Source organism: Curtobacterium sp. VKM Ac-2889, from assembly GCF_015350855.1.
In the GTDB taxonomy this organism is placed as follows: domain Bacteria; phylum Actinomycetota; class Actinomycetes; order Actinomycetales; family Microbacteriaceae; genus Curtobacterium; species Curtobacterium poinsettiae.
On sequence record NZ_JADKSC010000002.1, the window covers coordinates 375,004 to 393,029 of the forward strand.

The window sequence follows — 18,026 nt, forward strand, 5'->3', positions numbered from 1 at the left end:
CGGCACCCGCCGGGCGCCCGGCCCGACGCCCAGCGGCACCCCGGAGTGCCCCGGACCACGCGCCCGTCGGTAGACTGGCCCGGACTTCCACCAGAACTAAGGTGATTCTTTGACTTTCTCAGACCTCAACATCGACCAGGACATCGTCGATGCACTGGCCGGCAAGGGCATCATCGAGCCCTTCCCGATCCAGGAACAGACCATCCCGCTCGGCCTGACCGGCCAGGACATCATCGGCCAGGCCAAGACGGGTACCGGCAAGACCCTCGGGTTCGGCCTGCCGCTGATCCAGCGACTCGGTGCCGACCCGGCCCACGGTGTGAAGGCGCTCGTCGTCGTCCCGACCCGTGAACTCGCGGTCCAGGTCACCGAGGACCTCGAGCTCGCGGCGTCCAACCGCCCGACCACGGTCGTCTCGATCTACGGCGGCAAGGCCTACGAAGGCCAGGTCGAACAGCTCAAGGCCGGCGCCCAGATCGTCGTCGGCACGCCCGGGCGACTCATCGACCTGCAGCGGCAGCGTCTGCTCGACCTCTCCCACGTGCAAGAGGTCGTGCTCGACGAGGCCGACCGCATGCTCGACCTCGGGTTCCTGTCGGACATCGAGCGGATCTTCCAGGCGGTCCCCGAGGTGCGGCACACGATGCTGTTCTCGGCGACGATGCCCGCGCCGATCGTCGCGCTCGCACGACGGTTCATGAGCCGTCCGGTGCACATCCGGGCGACCGACCCGGACGAGGGCCTCATGCAGGCCAACATCAAGCACCTCATCTACCGCGCGCACTCGCTGGACAAGGACGAGGTCATCGCCCGCATCCTGCAGGCCGAGGGTCGCGGCAAGACCGTGATCTTCACGCGCACGAAGCGTGCCGCGGCGAAGCTGGTCGAGGAACTCAAGGACCGCGGGTTCAACGCGGCAGCGGTGCACGGTGACCTCAACCAGGAGCAGCGCGAGCGCGCCATGGCTGCGTTCAAGGCCGGCAAGCGCGACGTGCTCATCGCCACCGACGTCGCCGCCCGCGGCATCGACGTCGACGACGTCACGCACGTGATCAACCACACGATCCCGGACGACCCGGACACGTACCTGCACCGCGCTGGCCGCACCGGCCGCGCCGGCAAGACCGGCATCGCGGTCACGTTCGTCGACTGGGACGACCTGCACAAGTGGACGCTGATCGACAAGGCCCTCGAGTTCGGTATCCCCGAGCCCGTCGAGACCTACTCGTCGTCGCCCCACCTGTTCGAGGAACTCGACATCCCCAAGGGCACCAAGGGCCGTCTGCCCGGCTCGTCGTCGCACGCGGCTTCTGCCGGTGCCCCCGCCGAGAAGCGCAGCAGCGACCGCCCGGCGACGGGTTCACGTGACGCGTCGCGTTCGCGGTCGCGCAGCCGCACCCGGTCAGGAGGCTCGGAGCAGTCCGCCCCGCAGGCTCCGGCAACCGAGTCGGTCGCCCCCACGGCCGTGGCTGGCGCCGAGGACGGCTCCGCCGCCGAGGGTGGTTCCACCGACGGCGCCGCGAAGCGTCGCCGCCGTCGCCGCCGTCGCGGTGCGGGCACCGGCGATGCCTCGGCGACCGCCTCGGCACCGCAGGGCACGTCGGACGGCGAGTAGCGCCTCCAGACCGAAGGGCCCGTCGCTGACGCGACGGGCCCTTCGTCGTCCCCACCTGCCGACTGCCCCCGCGAAAGCGACAGATCGCCGCGAACCGTCGGCGGGAATCTGTCGCTTTCGCGGAGGGGTCAGGCCGCCGCGAGCGAGATGTGTCGCTTCGGTGAGACGAGCCTCGGGTCAGGACAGGCGCGAGCCGGGGCCGACCACGGGGGCGCTGCCCGTGGCCTGGGCGACGATGGCGTCGAAGGACACGCACGCGGTCCGGTGTTCCCCCAGCCGGTTCGGCTTGCCGGTGCCGTGGTAGTCGCTCGAACCGGTGACGAACAGGTCGTAGCGGGTCGCCCAGTCGAGCAGGGTGCGCTTGCCGTGCGCCAGGTTCTCGCGGTGGTCGACCTCGAGACCGCCGAGCCCGGCGTCGACCAGGGAGCGGAGCATCGGTTCGTCGATGACGATCCCGCGCGACGACGCCGCCGGGTGCGCGATGACGGGCACGCCGCCTGCCTGCCGGATGAGCTCGACGCCGCGCAGGGGCGACGGTGCCTCGTGGGGTTCGTAGTAGCCGGACGCCGGGTGCAGGATGCCGCGGAACGCCGCCGACCGGTCGGACTCGAGCCCACGGGCGACCAGGGCGTCCGCGATGTGCGGGCGGCCGATCGTGGCGCCGGGGCTGGACTGGGCCAGGACGTCGGCCCAGGTGATCGGGTGGTCCTCGGCGATGCGGTCGACCATGCGGTGCGCGCGCGAGAGCCGACCGTCGCGGATGCGGGTCGTCTCCTCGACCAGACCGGGGTGCTCGGGGTCGACCAGGTAGCCGAGCACGTGCACGCTCCGGTACCCGATCCGCGTGCTCAGCTCGAGCCCCGGCAGCAGGGTCAGGGGCAGCTCGAGTGCCGCGGTCGTGGCGTCCGCCCACCCGGCCGTCGTGTCGTGGTCGGTCAGCGCGACGGCGTCGAGTCCGGCGGCCGCGGCTGCTCGCACGAGCTCCGCGGGACGCTCGGTGCCGTCGGAGACACTGGAGTGCGCGTGCAGGTCGATGAACGGGTCTGGCACGTGGCCAATGCTATCCACAGGTGAGCGGCCGCACAGGCCGGGTGTCGTCCGGCGGTGCGATGATGGACGCATGGCCGACACGACTCCCCGCGCGACGAGCAACCGATCCACGACCCCCGGGTCCTCGACCTTCAAGGACTTCATCGGGTCGCAGTGGGCCGAGCGCGACGAAGCGCAGCCCGAACCCCGCGAGCAGGCCGCGTTCGCCGCCGAACGTCGCGCCCGCATCTCCGAGCTGCACCCGGGCCGCACGATCGTGGTGCCCGCCGGACAGGCCAAGGTCCGCTCGAACGACTGCGACTACCCGTTCCGCCCGCACTCCACCTTCGCGCACCTGACCGGCTGGGGCACCGACACCGTCGTCGGCTCCGTGCTCGTGATGACGCCGAACGGCTCCGGGCACGACGCCACGCTGTACTTCCGCGCCACCGCGGGCCGCGACTCGGAAGAGTTCTACGCCAATCCCGAGATCGGCGAGTTCTGGGTCGGGCCGCGCCCCTCGCTCGACGCCGTCGCCGCCGACCTGGGGCTGGCCACGGCCGACCTCGGTGCGTTCACCGCCGTCGCCGACGCGCTCGACGCCTCGGCGCTGCTGGTGCGCGAAGCAGACGACGACCTGACCCGGTCGCTCGACACCCGCATCGGTGCGGCGATCGGTGGCGTCGACGAGACCGACGACTCCCCGGCGACCGACGACCTGCTCGCCCGCGACCTGTCCGAGCTCCGACTGGTCAAGGACGCGTACGAAGTCCGTGAGCTCCGCAAGGCCGTCGACGCCACGAAGCACGGGTTCGACGACGTCATCGCCGACTTCGACGCCGTGCTCGCCCACCCGCGCGGGGAGCGCATCGTCGAGGGGACGTTCAACCGGCGGGCCCGCGCCGACGGCAACACCGTGGGCTACGACACCATCGCCGCTTCGGGCCACCACGCCTGCATCCTGCACTGGACCCGCAACGACGGCGCCGTGCAGCCCGGCGACCTCATCCTCATCGACGCGGGGGTCGAGGTCGACTCGTTCTACACCGCCGACATCACCCGCACGCTTCCGGTGAGCGGCACGTTCTCGCCCGTGCAGCGCATGGTCTACGAAGCCGTGCTCGAAGCAGCCGACGCCGCCTTCGCGATCGTCAAGCCGGGCATCACGTTCCGCCAGGTGCACGCCACCGCGATGCAGGTCATCGCGCGGAAGACCGCCGAGTGGGGCTTCCTGCCGGTCTCGGCCGCCGAGTCGCTCGAGCCGGACAACCAGTTCCACCGCCGCTACATGGTGCACGGCACGAGCCACCACCTCGGCCTCGACGTGCACGACTGCGCGAAGGCCCGCCGCGAGATGTACCTCGACGGCACCGTGCAGGCCGGCATGGTCTTCACGATCGAGCCCGGGCTGTACTTCCAGCAGGACGACCTGACCGTGCCCGAGGAGTTCCGCGGCATCGGCGTCCGCATCGAGGACGACATCCTGGTCACCGAGGACGGCGCCGAGAACCTGTCCGTCGGCATCCCCCGGACCCCCTCGGAAGTGGAGGGGTGGATCGCCCGTTCCGGCCGCTAGCGTGAGCGGGTGACGACGCCCGAGGTCTCCCCGAACACCTTCTCGATCGAGGTCGAGCACTTCGACTCACCCGACGCCCAGCGGGTCCGCGCCGCACAGCGACTGGAGATCGACCGGGCGCACGGCGGCGACACCGAACCGGGCGAGAAGCCGACCGCCGACTCGATCTCTGTGTTCTTCGTCGCGCGGGACGAGTCCGGCACGCCCCTGGCGTGTGGGGGCCTGCGCGTCGTCGACGACGGCATCGCCGAGATCAAGCGGATGTACGTCCGGCCGGAATCCCGCGGGTCCGGCGCCGCGGCTGCGTTGCTGCGTCGGCTGGAAGAAGCCGCGCTCGACCTCGGGTCCCCGGCGCTCGTCCTCGAGACGGGCACGGAGCAGCAGCGCGCCGTCGGGTTCTACCAGCGCGAGGGCTTCCGGCGGATCGCGAACTTCGGGCCCTACGTCGGGGCGCCCCTGTCGGTCTGCTACTCGAAGGTCCTCTAGCCAGCCCGAGCCTGCCCGGACCGCGCCGCGCGAAAGCCCGGCTCGCGCGCGCCCGAGCCCGCTCGGCTCTCGGTCACGACGTGCCGTCGGCCCGAGGCCGAGCGGTCACGAACCGTCGTCTGGGCCGGCCCCGAACGACGATCTCCGACCACTCGACCGCAGGCGCGCGGAGTGTTGCGACCGCCCGCCCGGCATGCCCCCCTCCCGACGAAGTCGCACGAACTGCCGCCCGCGCGGTGCCGTGCCGCACCGTGCCCGAGTCGGCATCGCGCCCGGTCACGACATGCCGCCTGCCCGATGCTGAGCGGTCACGAACCGTCGCCCGAGCCGGCCCCGAACGACGATCTCCGACCACTCGACCGCAGGCGCGCGGAGTGTTGCGACCGCCCGCCCGCCATGCCCGCGCCCCGGAAGTCGTACCAGCTGCCGCCCGCGGGGTCCGGAGGCGACAATTCGTGCGACCTCAGCGGACGTGAGCAGCGTGTTGCGTGCTTCCACGCACGACCGACGGCCGATGACGCCGGAGGGCGAGCGGCAATCGGCAATCGGCGCGCAGCCAGCCGAGGACCGCTAGCGGCGGTCGCCCTCGCCGTCGCGCGGAGCATCCGGCGCGGACGACTGGTCCGAGGACGCGGGAGCCGACGGCGGCGTCGCACCGGCCACCCGCTCGCCGTAGCGCGGCGGCTCCTCGGGCCGACGCTCCGGCACCGGCGGGGCCGCGGGGGCGGCAGCGGTCTCCGGGGTCTCCCCGTACCGGGGCCCGTCGTTCGTGCCGTAGCGCGGCGGGCCCGAGGGCGCGGCGGTCTGCGCACCGGGGGCCGACGTACCGGGGTGCTGCGGGCCTCCTGGCTGCTGGTGCGGGGTGGCGTGCCCGCCGTACGGCGACTGCTGCTGCGGCGGGACCCCGCCGGGGCCCGGGCGCCACTGCTGCTGCTGCTGCTGCTGCTGCTGGGGAGCGTCGTTCCAGTGCGTGGACGGGGTCGCCCCGTGCTCACCCAGGATCCGCTGCGCCTGCCCGGTCAGCTGCGGGTTGACGACGATCTGGTAGTTCGTGGCGAGCACCTGGTGGACGCTGGTGAAGTCACGCTGCCGCTTGGTGATGGCGAACGAGGCGATGCCGTAGAGCATGCCGAACGCGGCACCGATGATCGCCGCGGCGAGGATCAGGCCGCCGGCGCTCGGCGAGAAGAGGGTGAGCACGATGCCGAAGAAGATGCCGAGCCACAGACCGGACAGCGCGCCGGCGATGGCGGCGCGGCCGTAGGTCATCTTGCCGGTGACCCGTTCGACCGTCTTCAGGTCGTTGCCGACGATGGAGAGCTGGTTGACGGGGAAGTCGGCCTCGGCCAGCTTCGCCACCACGCGCTGCGCGTCGGGGTAGCTGTCGTACGTTCCCAGGACGTCGCCCTTGGGCAGCGTCGGGAACGCCTGGGCGGTCCTGCCGGCGAAGGGGCTCTGATTGCTCACCCAGCCATCATTCACCGCACACCTTGCAATCGCACGTGCACTCTCAGGGAAGCCGCCGACCGGCGCGGGCGAACGCGCACACCCGAGCGACTACGCTGGGTCGGGTGAGCGCCACGAAGGTCTTCGTCGCCCGCCTCGCCGGGTGCTCCGTCTTCGACCCCGCGGGCGACCGCGTCGGACGGGTCCGGGACGTCCTGGTCGTCTACCGCCGGGCCGATCCCCCGCACGTCGTCGGGCTCATCGTCGAGGTGCCCGGCAAGCGCCGCATCTTCGTGAGCATCGGCCGCATCACCTCGATCGGTGCCGGGCAGGTCATCACGACCGGCCTGGTGAACATGCGCCGCTTCGAGCAGCGCGGCGGCGAGGTCCGCGTCATCGCCGAGATGCTCGGCCGCAAGGTGCTCATCAAGAACCAGCGCATCCGCGCCACCATCGAGGACGTCGCGATCGAGGACCGCGGGCAGGGCGACTGGGAGGTCGCGCAGCTCTTCCTCCGCAAGCCGAAGACCACGCCGTCGCCGTTCGGCAAGGGCCCGACGACCTTCGCGACGTGGAACGAGGTCACCGAGGACGAGCTCCCCGGCGAGGCCCAGTCCGCCGAGCACGTCATCGCCGCGTACTCCGACCTGCTGCCCGCAGACCTGGCGTCGACGCTCCTCGACCTGCCCGCCGAGCGTCGGTTCGAGGTCTCCGAGGAACTGCCGGACGACCGCCTCGCCGACGTGCTCGAGGAGATGCCGGACCAGGAACGCATCGAGATCCTCACCCGGCTGACGGACGCCCGTGCCGCCGACGTCCTCGACCAGATGCAGCCCGACGACGCGGCCGACGTCCTGGCCCAGTTCTCCGACGAGCGGAGCGAAGCCCTCCTGCAGCTCATGGAGCCGGAAGAGGCGCAGGACGTCCGCATGCTCCTGGAGTACGAGCCGGACACCGCCGGTGGTCTCATGACCACCGAACCGGTGATCGTCTCGGCCGACGCCACCGTGGCCGAGGGCCTGGCCCTGGTCCGCCGCCACGAGCTCGCGCCGGTGCTCGGCGCCGCCGTCTGCGTCACCCTGCCGCCGTACGAGCCGCCGACCGGTCGGTTCCTCGGGCTCGTGCACTTCCAGCGGATGCTCCGCTACCCGCCGAACGAGCGGCTCGGCACGCTCATCGACCAGCAGACCGAACCGGTCCGGGTCGACGCGAGCGCCGCCGAGGTCACCCGCATCATGGCGACCTACAACCTGCTCTCCGTGCCCGTGGTCGACGACGCCCACCGTCTCGTCGGGGTGGTGACGATCGACGATGTCCTCGACCACGTCCTGCCGGACGACTGGCGAAGTCAGGGCGAGGGGGAACCCTCACCGCTTCCACGCCAACGCCCGCGCAGGACACCCGTGACGACGGGAAGGAGGACCACCCGTGGCCCGAACGGATGACACCCGTCGCGACCGTGACCGCCAAGAGGTCCGGCTCGACTCCCCCAAGGGCATGCGTACGCGCGTGCTCCCCAGCCGTCGCCGTGGTCGCGGGGACACCTTCGGTCGCGCGACCGAGGGCATCGCCCGGGGCATGGGTACGCCGTGGTTCCTCATCGGCCTCACGCTGTTCTGCGTGGTCTGGATGGGCTACAACACCCTGGCGCCGAAGCCGTGGCAGTTCGACTCGGCCGCGATCGGCTTCACGGCGCTGACCCTCGTGCTCTCGCTGCAGGCCTCGTACGCGGCCCCGCTGATCCTGCTCGCGCAGAACCGGCAGGACGACCGCGACCGCGTGCAGTTCGAACAGGACCGCCAGCGTGCCGAGCGCAACCTGGCCGACACGGAGTACCTGGCCCGCGAGGTCGTGGCCCTGCGCCTGGCGATGCGGGACATGGCGTCCAAGGACTTCATCCGTGCCGAGCTCCGCTCCCTGCTCGAGGAACTCGACCGCCGCGACGCCGACGAGGCCGGCTACGCGGACGAACACGACAGCTCCACCCGTGGCTGAACCCGTCCCCACCGACGATCAGCTCGGCACGGCGGTCCTCGCTGCGCTCGGCCGCGTCATCGACCCCGAGATCCGTCGCCCCGTCACGGAGCTCGACATGATCCGTGGTGTCGACGTGCAGCCTGGAGGCTCGGTGCGCGTCGACCTGCAGCTCACGATCGTGGGGTGCCCCGCCGCCGACACCATCGAGCGCGACGTCCGCGTCGCCGCCGCGTCCGTCCCGGGGGTCGCCGCCGTCGACGTCGACGTGTCCGTGATGGACCCGGCGACACGCGCCGCGCTGACCGAGCGGCTCCGCGCCGGCCGGCCGAAGGGCGTGCAGTTCACGGCGGACTCCCTCACCCGCGTCATCGCCGTCACGAGTGGCAAGGGCGGCGTCGGCAAGTCCACCGTCACCGTGAACCTCGCCGTCGCGCTCGCCCGCCGGGGCCTGCGGGTCGGGGTCGTCGACGTCGACGTGCACGGCTTCAGCGTGCCCGGGCTGATGGGCCTGACCGACGAGCACGGGGTCGCGCCGCGTCCGACGCGTGTGGACAGCATGATCCTGCCGCCGGTGGCCCACGACGTGAAGGTCGTGTCGATCGGCATGTTCGTCGACGACGTCTCGACCGCGGTGTCGTGGCGCGGACCGATGCTGCACCGCACCGTGAACCAGTTCCTGACCGACGTGTTCTTCGGCGACCTCGACGTCCTGCTGCTCGACCTGCCCCCGGGCACCGGCGACGTCGCGATCTCGGTGGGGCAGCTCCTGCCGCACGCCGAGGTCCTGGTCGTCACGACCCCGCAGGCCGCCGCGGCCGACGTCGCCGAGCGCAGCGGGATCGTCGCCCGGCAGACCGGGCAGCGGGTCATCGGCGTGGTCGAGAACATGTCCGGGCTCGTGCAGCCGGACGGGTCGGTCCTGCACCTGTTCGGCGAGGGCGGTGGTGCGGAGACCGCATCGCGGCTCTCCCGCGGGCAGGACGCCCCCGTCCCGGTGCTCGGCAGCGTGCCGCTGTCGGTGCCGCTGCGCGAGGGCGGCGACGGAGGGGTACCGGTGGTGCTCGGCAGCCCGGAGGACCCGGCCGCGGTGGCCCTGACCGCGATCGCCGACCGGATCACCACGATGGGACGCGGGCTCGCCGGCCGGAAGCTCGGGCTCTCACTGTCCTAGGCTCGGGGGCATGAGCACGGATCACGTCGACGTCGACTGGAAGCACGCACGCGCCACGAACCAGGCGAACTGGGACGACCGGGTGCCGATCCACGAGGGTGCCTACGAGATCGACGCCCTCGTCGACCCCGACCACCGCTCGGACGTCGTGCGTGAGGACCTGCCGGCGCTGACGCCGTGGCTGCCGAACGGCTCGCTCGACGGCCTCGACGTCTGCCACCTGCAGTGCCACATCGGCACCGACACGGTGTCGCTCGCCCGCGAGGGTGCCCGGCTGACCGGCGTCGACTTCTCGCCCGCAGCACTCACCTCGGCCAGTGGGCTCGCATCGCGACTCGGCATCGACGTCACCTGGGTCGAGTCCGACGTCCTCGACGCCCGGGCCGCCGTCCCCGGGGACTTCGACGTCGTGTACACGAGCATCGGCACGATCTGCTGGCTCCCCGACCTCGACCGCTGGGCCGCCCAGGTCGCCGGACTGCTGCGCCCCGGCGGGGTGTTCTTCATCCGCGACGGCCACCCGGCCCTGTACGCCCTCGACGAGGACGCGGACGAGCTCGTCACCCGGTACCGGTACTTCCCCGACGGCACGGCCCAGCAGTGGGACGACGCGGGCACCTACGCGGGCGACGGCACGGTGGCGAACACCCGCACCTTCGAGTGGCCGCACCCGCTGTCCGAGATCGTGAACGCCCTGCTCGGCGCCGGGCTGCGGCTCCGCCGGCTCGACGAGGGCCGCACGCTGCCGTGGCGCTTCAGCGCGCGCATGGTCGAGACCGGCACCGGTTCGTGGGCCTGGCCGGAGCACGACCGCGACCGCATCCCCACGACCTACACGATCGTCGCCACCCGCGACTGACGACGCGACACCATGGCGGACCGGAGGCCCGTGGCGGATCTGCCACGGGCCTCCAGTCCGTCAGGTGGTGACGCGACGAGCGTCAGGTGGTGACGCGACGAGCGTCAGGTCGCCTCGGCGTCGAAGGGCGCGGCCTCACCGGCGGCCAGGGGCACGACGGGAGCCGTCGCACGCACCTTGGACGCGGAGACCTGTGCGGTCTGCACGGCTGCGGCACTGGAACCGGAGTCGAGCAGGGCATCACGGATGATGCGTCTCGGGTCGTACTGGCGCGGGTCGAGCTTCTGCCACTCGATGTCGTCGAACTCGGGGCCCATCTCGTCGCGCATCCGCTCCTTGGCGGTGTCGGCGAACCGGCGGACGGCCTTGACGAACTCGGCCAGCTTCTGGGCGTACATCGGCAGGCGCTGCGGCCCGAGCAAGAGGACGCCGATGACCCCGATGATCAGGATCTTGTCGAGCGGGATGTCCACGCGAGCGAGCCTAACGCGTGCTGCTGCGTTGCACCTCTAGAGTTGTCTCCCGAACGGAGTGTGCGTGTCAGAGAAAGAGTCGAACTGGAAGTTCGCCGAGGACATCGTCTCGGAGACCGAGGCGATCGCCCGTGCTCGTGAGCACTCCCTGGAACTCGGGGTCGAAGCGATCTCGCCCGCGATCGGTGCGCAGATCGGGGTCATCGCCGCAGCCTCGCGAGCCACGAGCATCATCGAGATCGGCACCGGTCTCGGCGTCTCCGGCCTGTACCTGCTCGCCGGTGCCCCGAACGCGACCCTGACCACGATCGACGTCGAGGTCGACCACCAGCAGTTCGCCCGTGACGCCTACATCAGCGCCGGCACCGCCCCCGCACGGATCCGGCTCATCCCCGGTCGGGCCAACCAGGTGCTCCCCCGCATGAACGAGGCCTCGTACGACGTCGTCCTCGTCGACGCCGACCCGGAGCACGTCATCGAGTACGTCGAGCACGGGCTGCGCCTCGCACGCCTGGGCGGCACCGTCCTGGTACCGCACGCCCTGTGGCGCGGACGCGTGGCCGACCCGGTCAAGCGCGACCGTGCCACCACGGACTTCCGGCTGCTGCTGACCGAGGTGTCGACGTCGGGTGCGGTGCGCAGCGCGCTGTCGCCGGCCGGTGACGGGCTGCTGCAGCTGACGAAGGTCACCAACTAGTCCTCGGCCCGCCGGCGCTCGCGCGGGTCAGTCGAGGTGCCGCAGGTACCGCTCCGGGGACTCGAGGAACGCCCGCTGGTTCCGCACCAGGTCGAGCTCACTCCACTCGGCGCGCCGCAGGCCCCATTCGCCGACCTCGTGGATCGTCGCGCCCGGGAACGCGGCCAGCACGGGTGAGTGCGTCGAGAGCACGACCTGTCCGACACCGCTCTCGACGATCGACCGCAGCAGGGCGATCAGGGTGAGGCAGCCCGAGAACGACAGGGCTGACTCCGGCTCGTCGAGGATCCAGAGCCCGGGCCAGCGCGCCCGGTCGATGACGAAGTCCAGGAACGCCTCACCGTGGCTGCGCTCGTGGAAGACCGGTTCGGGGCGACTGCGGTTCGGGTGCTCCTCGAGGTAGGTGAAGAAGCCGTGCATGGTCTCAGCACGCAGGAAGAAGCCGCCACGGGGCGCACCGAAGTCCCGTCGCAGGACGATGTGCTGCCACAGGTCCGACTCGGACGGGCGGGTCGAGTGGTGCGCCCCGGTCGAGCCGCCCTCCGGGGACATCCCGAACGCGAGCGCGATGGCCTCGATCAGGGTCGACTTGCCGACACCGTTGTCCCCGACGAACACCGTCACCGGGTCCAGGTCGAGGCCTTCGTCGAGCAGCTGCCGGATCGGCGGGAGCGTGGCCGGCCAGGCGTCGCGCGGCATCGGGTCCGGGTCGCGGTACTCGTCGACACGTCGGATGGGCAGGTGGGTCCTCGGCACGTCCTCATCCTGCCGGAGCCGACCGACACCAGGGGGGGCTGCCCGCTCCAGGCAGACAGACGGGAAGCCCGGAGCGTACACGCTCCGGGCTTCCCGTTCTGGTACTTCGACGTACTAGGCCGAGACGACCTCGGCGAGTGCGTCGTGGAGTTCCTTGGCCTCGGCATCGTTGACCGAGACGACCAGGCGGCCTCCACCTTCGAGCGGAACCCGCACGATGATGAGTCGACCCTCCTTAACAGCCTCCATCGGCCCGTCACCGGTCCTCGGCTTCATGGCTGCCATCAGATGTCCCCTTTCGTGCAGTAAATGCTGTCCCATTATCCCGTATGGAGGGGGCAACTGCGAAACCGCCCAGGTTGGGGGTGTCGGATGTGGCGTTCCGGTGCTCCGCAGAACGCGGATCCACGGGCCTTCCGGTGCTCCGCGTCGATCACGGCGGGGTCCAGTCGTAGCCGTCGATCCACCACGTGTAGTACAGCCAGACCCACTGCAGCCCGACGAACGCGACGACGACGGCCACGCGGTACACCCGCGACCGCGGCAGCGCCACGATGCCGAGCAGCGGCGCGATCGGCACGAGGATGCGCCAGGTGCTCGACTGCGGGAAGAACACCGCCAGCAGGTACACCAGGTACGCCACGCCCCAGAGTCGCAGCTCGATGCCGATCCGGCGCGCAGCGGGCATGCACACGAACGCGGCGAACCCGATGAGCACGACGACGAGCAGCACCGTCCCGGCCGGCTGCCCGAACCACCACCCGAACCCCTGCACCCACGGCGCGAACGGCACGAGTTCCTTCCACCCGATGTACGACGAGCGCCAGGCGAGCTCGGTGTCCGTGTAGGCCTTCGGCACGCCGGTGACCGCCCACGCGATGGCCGGCCACGCCAGACCGACCAGACCCGACACCGTGGCGACCACCGCGGGTGGGACGAGCCGGCGGAGGGTCAGCGGTTCCGACGAGCGCACCCACGCCGGGCGGATCGCCCACGCGGCCACGAAGAGCACCACCAGGAACGCGAAGGCGAGCCCCGTCGGTCGGGTCATGCCGAGCAGGAGGACGACGGGCAGCATCGCCCACCACCGTCGATCCACCATGAGCAGCAGCGCGACGAGCAGCAGGAACAGGCCCATCGACTCCGCGTAGGCCACCTGGAACACCGCCGACACCGGTGCGACGCAGAACAGCACCGTGGCGAACGTCGCCCGCGCGGGGTCGAGGAACCGGCCCATCAGCCGGCGGAACACCAGCGCGGCGCCGAGGCCGGCGAGCAACGACACCGAGACCGCGACGAACTCGAACGGCGCTCCGGTGAGCAGCATGAACCCGCGCACCAGGAACGGGTAGGCGGGCATGAACGCCCACGCGTTCTCGGTCACGTGTCCCGCGGCGTCGACCGGCAGCGTCGACGGGTACCCACCCGTGGCGATCACGCGGTACCAGGCGCCGTCCCAGATGGACGCGAACGACAGGTAGCCGGGGCTCTGGACGGTGAACGAGTTCGCCGCCTGCACGCCGGCGAAGACGAGCATCATCGCGCCGGTGACGAGCCGCGCCAGCACGTAGACGACGGTGATGCGCACCCACCAGGGCACGAGCCGGTACCGGGCCCGCCAGCGGTTCCGAGCAGGGGTCCTCCGGGTGGCCCCCGCCGTCGTCAGGCCGTCAGCCACCGACGCAGCCCGGCCTCGACCGTGGTGATCTGCGCGACCGGGACCTGCTCGTCGTCGTGGTGGGCGAAGACCGGTTCGCCGGGGCCGTAGTTGACCGCGGGGACGCCGAGGCCCGAGAACCGTGCGACGTCGGTCCAGCCGTACTTCGGGCGGGGTGCCGGTCCACCGACGGCAGCCACGAAGTCCTGCGCGAGCGGAGCGTCGAGCCCGGGACGTGCACCGGCGGCGAGGTCGACGATCGCGACCTCGTAGCCGTCGAACAGCTCGCGGATGTGGGCGACGGCCTCGTCGGCCGAACGGGACGGGGCGAACCGGTAGTTCACGTGCACCATCGCCTCGTCCGGGATGATGTTGCCCGCGATGCCGCCGCTGATGCCGACGGCGTTCAGACCCTCGCGGTACTCGAGCCCGTCGACCGTGACGGTGCGGGGCTCGTACGCGGCCAGGGTGGCCAGGATCGGGGCGGTCTTGTGGATGGCGTTGTCGCCGATCCAGCTCCGGGCGCTGTGCGAGCGCTTGCCGAACGTGCGGATCTCGGCGCGGAGGTTGCCGTTGCAGCCGCCCTCGATCTGCGCCCCGGACGGCTCACCGAGGATCGCGAAGTCGGCGGCGAGCAGCTCGGGCCGCGTGCGGGCCAGACGACCGAGGCCGTTCAGGGCGTCGCTGACCTCCTCGTGGTCGTACCAGACCCACGTGACGTCGACCGAGGGGTCGGCCAGGTCGTACGCGAGCTTGAGCTGCACCGCGCAGCCGGCCTTCATGTCGACGGTGCCGCGGCCCCAGAGGATCTCGGTGCCGTCCTCGGTGGTGCGGAACTCGGTCGGCAGGTTGTCGTTGAGCGGGACGGTGTCGATGTGCCCCGCGATGACCACCCGGCGGTCGCGGCCCAGGTTCGTCCGCGCGACGATCGCGTCGCCGTCGCGGATGACCTCGAGGTGCGGCAGCGGGTCGAGCACGGCCTCGATCGCGTCGGCGAGGGCCTGCTCGTTGCCGGACACCGACTCGATGTCGCAGATGGCACGGGTGATGTCGATGGACGAGGCGGTGAGGTCGAGGTGCTCCGGCATGCGGGCAGCCTACCGGCCGACCCTCGCACCGCCCCGGCCGTCCGGCCGGACGGGATCCCCGCCGCCCCGGCCGTCCGGCCGGACGGTGCCCTCCGACGGCCGCTCGGTACCCTGGAGCCGTGACCGACACGACTGCCTCCGACCGCCCGACCCACGCCTGGGGCCACGGCCTCGCGACGATCGCCGCCGACGGCACGACGCTCGACACCTGGTACCCGGAGACCCACCTCGGCGCCCTGCCCGCCGACGCCGTGTTCCCCGCCGAGCTGCAGGCGCACGTCGGCGACGACCCCCGCCGCGAGGTCCGGATCGAGGCCGTCACCACCGAGATCACGATCGACGCGAGCCCGACGAGCACCCCGGACGCGTACCTCCGCCTGCACCTGCTGAGCCACCTGCACGTCCGCCCGAACGAGGTCTCCCTGGACGGCGTCTTCGGCCACCTGCCGATCGTCGCGTGGACGAACGCCGGCCCCGTGCACCCCGAGTCGCTGACGCGCCTGCGCCCCGCGCTGCAGCGCGCCGGCATCGCCGTGCACGGCATCGACAAGTTCCCGCGCCTGCTCGACTACGTCGTGCCGGACCGCGTCCGGATCGCCGACGCGAGCCGCGTCCGCCTCGGCGCACACCTGGCACCGGGCACGACCGTCATGCACGAGGGCTTCGTCAACTTCAACGCCGGCACCCTCGGTGACGCCATGATCGAGGGCCGCGTCTCGCAGGGCGTCGTCGTCGGGCACGGCACCGACGTCGGCGGTGGCTCCTCGATCATGGGCACCCTGTCCGGCGGCGGCACACACCGTGTCTCCCTCGGCGAACGTGCGCTCCTCGGCGCGAACGCGGGCCTCGGCATCTCGCTCGGTGACGACTCCGTCGTCGAGGCCGGCCTCTACGTGACGGCCGGCACGAAGGTGGTCCTCGTCGGTGCGGCCCCGAACCCCGACGGCACCCCGAAGACCGTCAAGGCCGCCGAGCTCTCCGGCACCCCGAACATCCTGTTCCGCCGCAACAGCGTCAGCGGCGCCGTCGAAGCCCTGCAGCGCAAGGGCGAGGGCATCCAGCTGAACACCGCGCTGCACGCGTAGCGCCCCGCCCGGCGAGCCGTCACGACACGCCGCCGGCGGGTGCCGAGGGCGCACGAACCGTCGTTTCGACGCCCGCCGGACGACCGTTCGCGACCACCCGGCGCAGGTGAGCGGCGCGTCCCACGATCACGCACCCACCGACGCGCGCACAGGAGGCCCGGAGCCGGCCCACGAGACCGGCACCGGGCCTCCAGGTCGTCGCCTCCAGTGCCCCGCGAGTGGTCACAACACGCCGTCCGCGTGCGCCGAGGGCGCACGAACCGTCGTTTCGACGCCCGCCGGACGACCGTTCGCGACCACCCGGCGCAGGTGAGCGGCGCGTCCCACGATCGCGCACCCACCGACGCACGCACAGGAGGCCCGGCGCCGGTCCACGAGACCGGCACCGGGCCTCCATGCCGTCGCGTCCGGAGCTCCCCCGCCCCGCGAGCGGGCGAAATGCCGGGGTGCGCCGTCGGCCCCACCGTGGCATTCCGCCCGTTCGATCCGCAGCAGCGCACCCCGCCGCCCCTCCGGCCCCTCCCCCGGCTCGACACGACACAACGCAACGCAACGAGCGGGCGGAATGCCGGCGTGCGCCCGCCGCGCCACCCGGGTGTTCCGCCCGCTCGATGTGACGGCGGGCGCAGACACACGAATGCCCCGCGCCACGGGTTCGTGGGGCGGGGCGTTCGGAGTCGGTCAGCGCTCGGGGACGTCGCGCTCGGGCGCACCCACGTAGAGCTGCTGCGGGCGACCGATCTTGTTGAGCGGGTCGTTGTTCAGCTCGCGCCACTGGGCGATCCAGCCCGGCAGACGACCGATCGCGAACAGGACGGTGAACATCCGCGGCGGGAAGCCCATCGCCTTGTAGATGATGCCGGTGTAGAAGTCGACGTTCGGGTAGAGCTTGCGGCTGACGAAGTACTCGTCCTCGAGTGCGATCTGCTCGAGCTCCATCGCGATGTCGAGCAGGTCGTCCTGCACGCCGAGGGACTCGAGGACCTCGTGCGCGGACTCCTTGACGAGCTTGGCGCGCGGGTCGTAGTTCTTGTAGACGCGGTGCCCGAAGCCCATGAGCTTGACACCCTGCTCCTTGTTCTTCACCCGCTCGACGAACCGCGTGACGGGCTCGCCCGAGTCCTTGATCTGCTGGAGCATCTCGAGCACGGCTTCGTTCGCGCCGCCGTGCAGCGGGCCGTACAGGGCGTTGATGCCGGCCGAGATCGAGGCGAACATGTTCGCCTTCGTCGAACCCACCATGCGCACCGTCGAGGTCGAGGCGTTCTGCTCGTGGTCCTCGTGCAGGATGAGGAGCCGCTCCAGCGCCTTGGAGAGCACCGGGTTCGGCTTGTAGGTCTCGGCCATGGTGCCGAAGTTCAGCCGCAGGAAGTTGTCGACGAACGACAGCGAGTTGTCCGGGTACAGGAACGCCTGCCCGATGGCCTTCTTGTGGGCGTAGGCCGCGATGACCGGGAGCTTGGCGAGGAGCCGGACGGTCTGCAGCTCGACCTTCTCGGGGTCGTCGACGTCCATGTCGTCCTCGTAGTACGTGGACAGGGCGCTCACGGCGCTCGACAGCACCGACATCGGGTGCGCCGAGTGCGGCAGGGCGTCGAACAGGCGACGGAGGTCCTCGTGCAGCAGGGTGTGCCGACGGATGCGGGCGTCGAACTGCTCGAGCTCGGTGGGGGTCGGCAGCTCGCCGTAGATCAGGAGCCACGCGACCTCGAGGAAGGTGCAGTTCGCGGCGATCTGGTCGATCGGGTACCCGCGGTAGCGCAGGATCCCCTGGTCGCCGTCGATGTAGGTGATCGCGCTCTTCGTCGCACCGGTGTTCACGAACCCGTAGTCGAGCGTGTTCATCCCGGTCTGCTTCTTGAAGGTCGAGATGTCGATCGCGGACGCGCCGTCGACGCTCTGCAGGATCGGGAACTCCGCCGTGCCACCCGGGAACGTCAGCGTCGCGGTCGCGCCCTGCTGTTCGGCGGCGGGACTCACGGGGACGGGCGTGGTGGGCGGTGTGGCCGTCTTCTGAGCGTCATTGGCAGTGTCAGTCACGAGGACAGCCTAATCGCGGCACCTGTCGGTCGTGCACACATCCCAGGTGACGATTTGGTGGTTCCCAGGGA

17 protein-coding genes are annotated in these 18,026 nt (G+C 71.3%); 9 read left to right on the forward strand and 8 right to left on the reverse strand.

Annotated elements, in window-relative coordinates; all coding sequences use genetic code 11:
• The first annotated feature begins 109 nt into the window (after positions 1-109).
• The gene (locus tag ITJ50_RS07565; protein ID WP_194590235.1) at positions 110-1,615 is read left to right on the forward strand and encodes a DEAD/DEAH box helicase; all 1,506 of its coding nucleotides are present in this window, start codon (positions 110-112) and stop codon (positions 1,613-1,615) included.
• Positions 1,616-1,792: 177 nt separating this feature from the next.
• Here ITJ50_RS07565 and ITJ50_RS07570 read toward each other — a convergent pair whose 3' ends face one another.
• Positions 1,793-2,665, reverse strand: a complete 873-nt coding sequence (locus tag ITJ50_RS07570; protein ID WP_194590236.1) for a PHP domain-containing protein — start codon at positions 2,663-2,665, stop codon at positions 1,793-1,795.
• A 70-nt stretch (positions 2,666-2,735) separates the two neighbouring features.
• Here ITJ50_RS07570 and ITJ50_RS07575 point away from each other — a divergent pair, with 70 nt between their 5' ends.
• Both ITJ50_RS07575 and ITJ50_RS07580 read left to right on the forward strand, forming a co-directional pair.
• On the forward strand, positions 2,736-4,220 hold the full coding sequence (locus ITJ50_RS07575; protein ID WP_159557593.1) for an aminopeptidase P family protein: 1,485 nt from the start codon (positions 2,736-2,738) through the stop codon (positions 4,218-4,220).
• A 9-nt stretch (positions 4,221-4,229) separates the two neighbouring features.
• Complete coding sequence (locus ITJ50_RS07580; protein ID WP_194590237.1) at positions 4,230-4,706, forward strand: GNAT family N-acetyltransferase; 477 nt, start codon at positions 4,230-4,232, stop codon at positions 4,704-4,706.
• A gap of 570 nt (positions 4,707-5,276) precedes the next feature.
• Here ITJ50_RS07580 and ITJ50_RS07585 read toward each other — a convergent pair.
• The gene (locus ITJ50_RS07585) at positions 5,277-6,173 is read right to left on the reverse strand and encodes a general stress protein (RefSeq protein WP_194590238.1); all 897 of its coding nucleotides are present in this window, start codon (positions 6,171-6,173) and stop codon (positions 5,277-5,279) included.
• Between the two features lie 104 nt (positions 6,174-6,277).
• Between ITJ50_RS07585 and ITJ50_RS07590 the strand changes: the two genes are divergently transcribed.
• Genes ITJ50_RS07590 through ITJ50_RS07605 form a run of 4 tightly spaced genes read left to right on the forward strand, consistent with a single transcriptional unit; the run spans position 6,278 to position 10,159 of the window.
• Positions 6,278-7,597 carry a magnesium transporter MgtE N-terminal domain-containing protein gene (locus tag ITJ50_RS07590; RefSeq protein WP_017887047.1) on the forward strand — a complete coding sequence of 440 codons (1,320 nt, stop codon included), beginning with the start codon at positions 6,278-6,280 and terminating at the stop codon, positions 7,595-7,597.
• 52 nt (positions 7,598-7,649) lie between these two features.
• Positions 7,650-8,147: a DUF1003 domain-containing protein gene (locus ITJ50_RS07595; protein WP_042539423.1), complete on the forward strand. Its 498-nt coding sequence runs from the start codon at positions 7,650-7,652 to the stop codon at positions 8,145-8,147.
• Positions 8,140-9,300, forward strand: coding sequence for a P-loop NTPase (locus ITJ50_RS07600; protein WP_194590239.1), 1,161 nt, complete (start codon positions 8,140-8,142; stop codon positions 9,298-9,300). The genes ITJ50_RS07595 and ITJ50_RS07600 overlap by 8 nt, the downstream gene beginning before the upstream one ends.
• 10 nt (positions 9,301-9,310) lie before the next feature.
• Positions 9,311-10,159, forward strand: coding sequence for a class I SAM-dependent methyltransferase (locus ITJ50_RS07605; protein WP_194590240.1), 849 nt, complete (start codon positions 9,311-9,313; stop codon positions 10,157-10,159).
• 104 nt (positions 10,160-10,263) lie between these two features.
• On the opposite strand, the gene ITJ50_RS07610 is transcribed toward ITJ50_RS07605, so the two are convergent.
• Complete coding sequence (locus tag ITJ50_RS07610; protein ID WP_017887051.1) at positions 10,264-10,632, reverse strand: twin-arginine translocase TatA/TatE family subunit; 369 nt, start codon at positions 10,630-10,632, stop codon at positions 10,264-10,266.
• 64 nt (positions 10,633-10,696) lie between these two features.
• Between ITJ50_RS07610 and ITJ50_RS07615 the strand changes: the two genes are divergently transcribed.
• Positions 10,697-11,329 carry an O-methyltransferase gene (locus ITJ50_RS07615; RefSeq protein ID WP_017887052.1) on the forward strand — a complete coding sequence of 211 codons (633 nt, stop codon included), beginning with the start codon at positions 10,697-10,699 and terminating at the stop codon, positions 11,327-11,329.
• 27 nt (positions 11,330-11,356) lie between these two features.
• On the opposite strand, the gene ITJ50_RS07620 is transcribed toward ITJ50_RS07615, so the two are convergent.
• The 4 genes from ITJ50_RS07620 to dapE all read right to left on the reverse strand — a co-directional run bounded on the left by ITJ50_RS07620 (position 11,357) and on the right by dapE (position 14,830).
• Positions 11,357-12,085: an AAA family ATPase gene (locus tag ITJ50_RS07620; RefSeq protein ID WP_017887053.1), complete on the reverse strand. Its 729-nt coding sequence runs from the start codon at positions 12,083-12,085 to the stop codon at positions 11,357-11,359.
• Between the two features lie 114 nt (positions 12,086-12,199).
• Positions 12,200-12,370 (reverse strand): DUF3117 domain-containing protein, encoded by a 171-nt coding sequence (locus ITJ50_RS07625; RefSeq protein ID WP_017887054.1) that lies wholly within the window; start codon positions 12,368-12,370, stop codon positions 12,200-12,202.
• 148 nt (positions 12,371-12,518) lie between these two features.
• Positions 12,519-13,763 (reverse strand): hypothetical protein, encoded by a 1,245-nt coding sequence (locus ITJ50_RS07630; RefSeq protein ID WP_194590241.1) that lies wholly within the window; start codon positions 13,761-13,763, stop codon positions 12,519-12,521.
• Positions 13,748-14,830 carry a succinyl-diaminopimelate desuccinylase gene (gene dapE / locus ITJ50_RS07635; RefSeq protein ID WP_194590242.1) on the reverse strand — a complete coding sequence of 361 codons (1,083 nt, stop codon included), beginning with the start codon at positions 14,828-14,830 and terminating at the stop codon, positions 13,748-13,750. Before dapE ends, ITJ50_RS07630 begins: the two co-directional genes overlap by 16 nt.
• A 119-nt stretch (positions 14,831-14,949) precedes the next feature.
• On the opposite strand from dapE, the gene dapD reads away from it, so the two are divergent.
• Positions 14,950-15,915 (forward strand): 2,3,4,5-tetrahydropyridine-2,6-dicarboxylate N-succinyltransferase, encoded by a 966-nt coding sequence (dapD, locus tag ITJ50_RS07640; RefSeq protein WP_017887057.1) that lies wholly within the window; start codon positions 14,950-14,952, stop codon positions 15,913-15,915.
• Positions 15,916-16,596: 681 nt separating this feature from the next.
• On the opposite strand, the gene ITJ50_RS07645 is transcribed toward dapD, so the two are convergent.
• Complete coding sequence (locus tag ITJ50_RS07645; protein WP_017887058.1) at positions 16,597-17,895, reverse strand: citrate synthase; 1,299 nt, start codon at positions 17,893-17,895, stop codon at positions 16,597-16,599.
• Positions 17,896-18,026 lie beyond the last annotated feature (131 nt).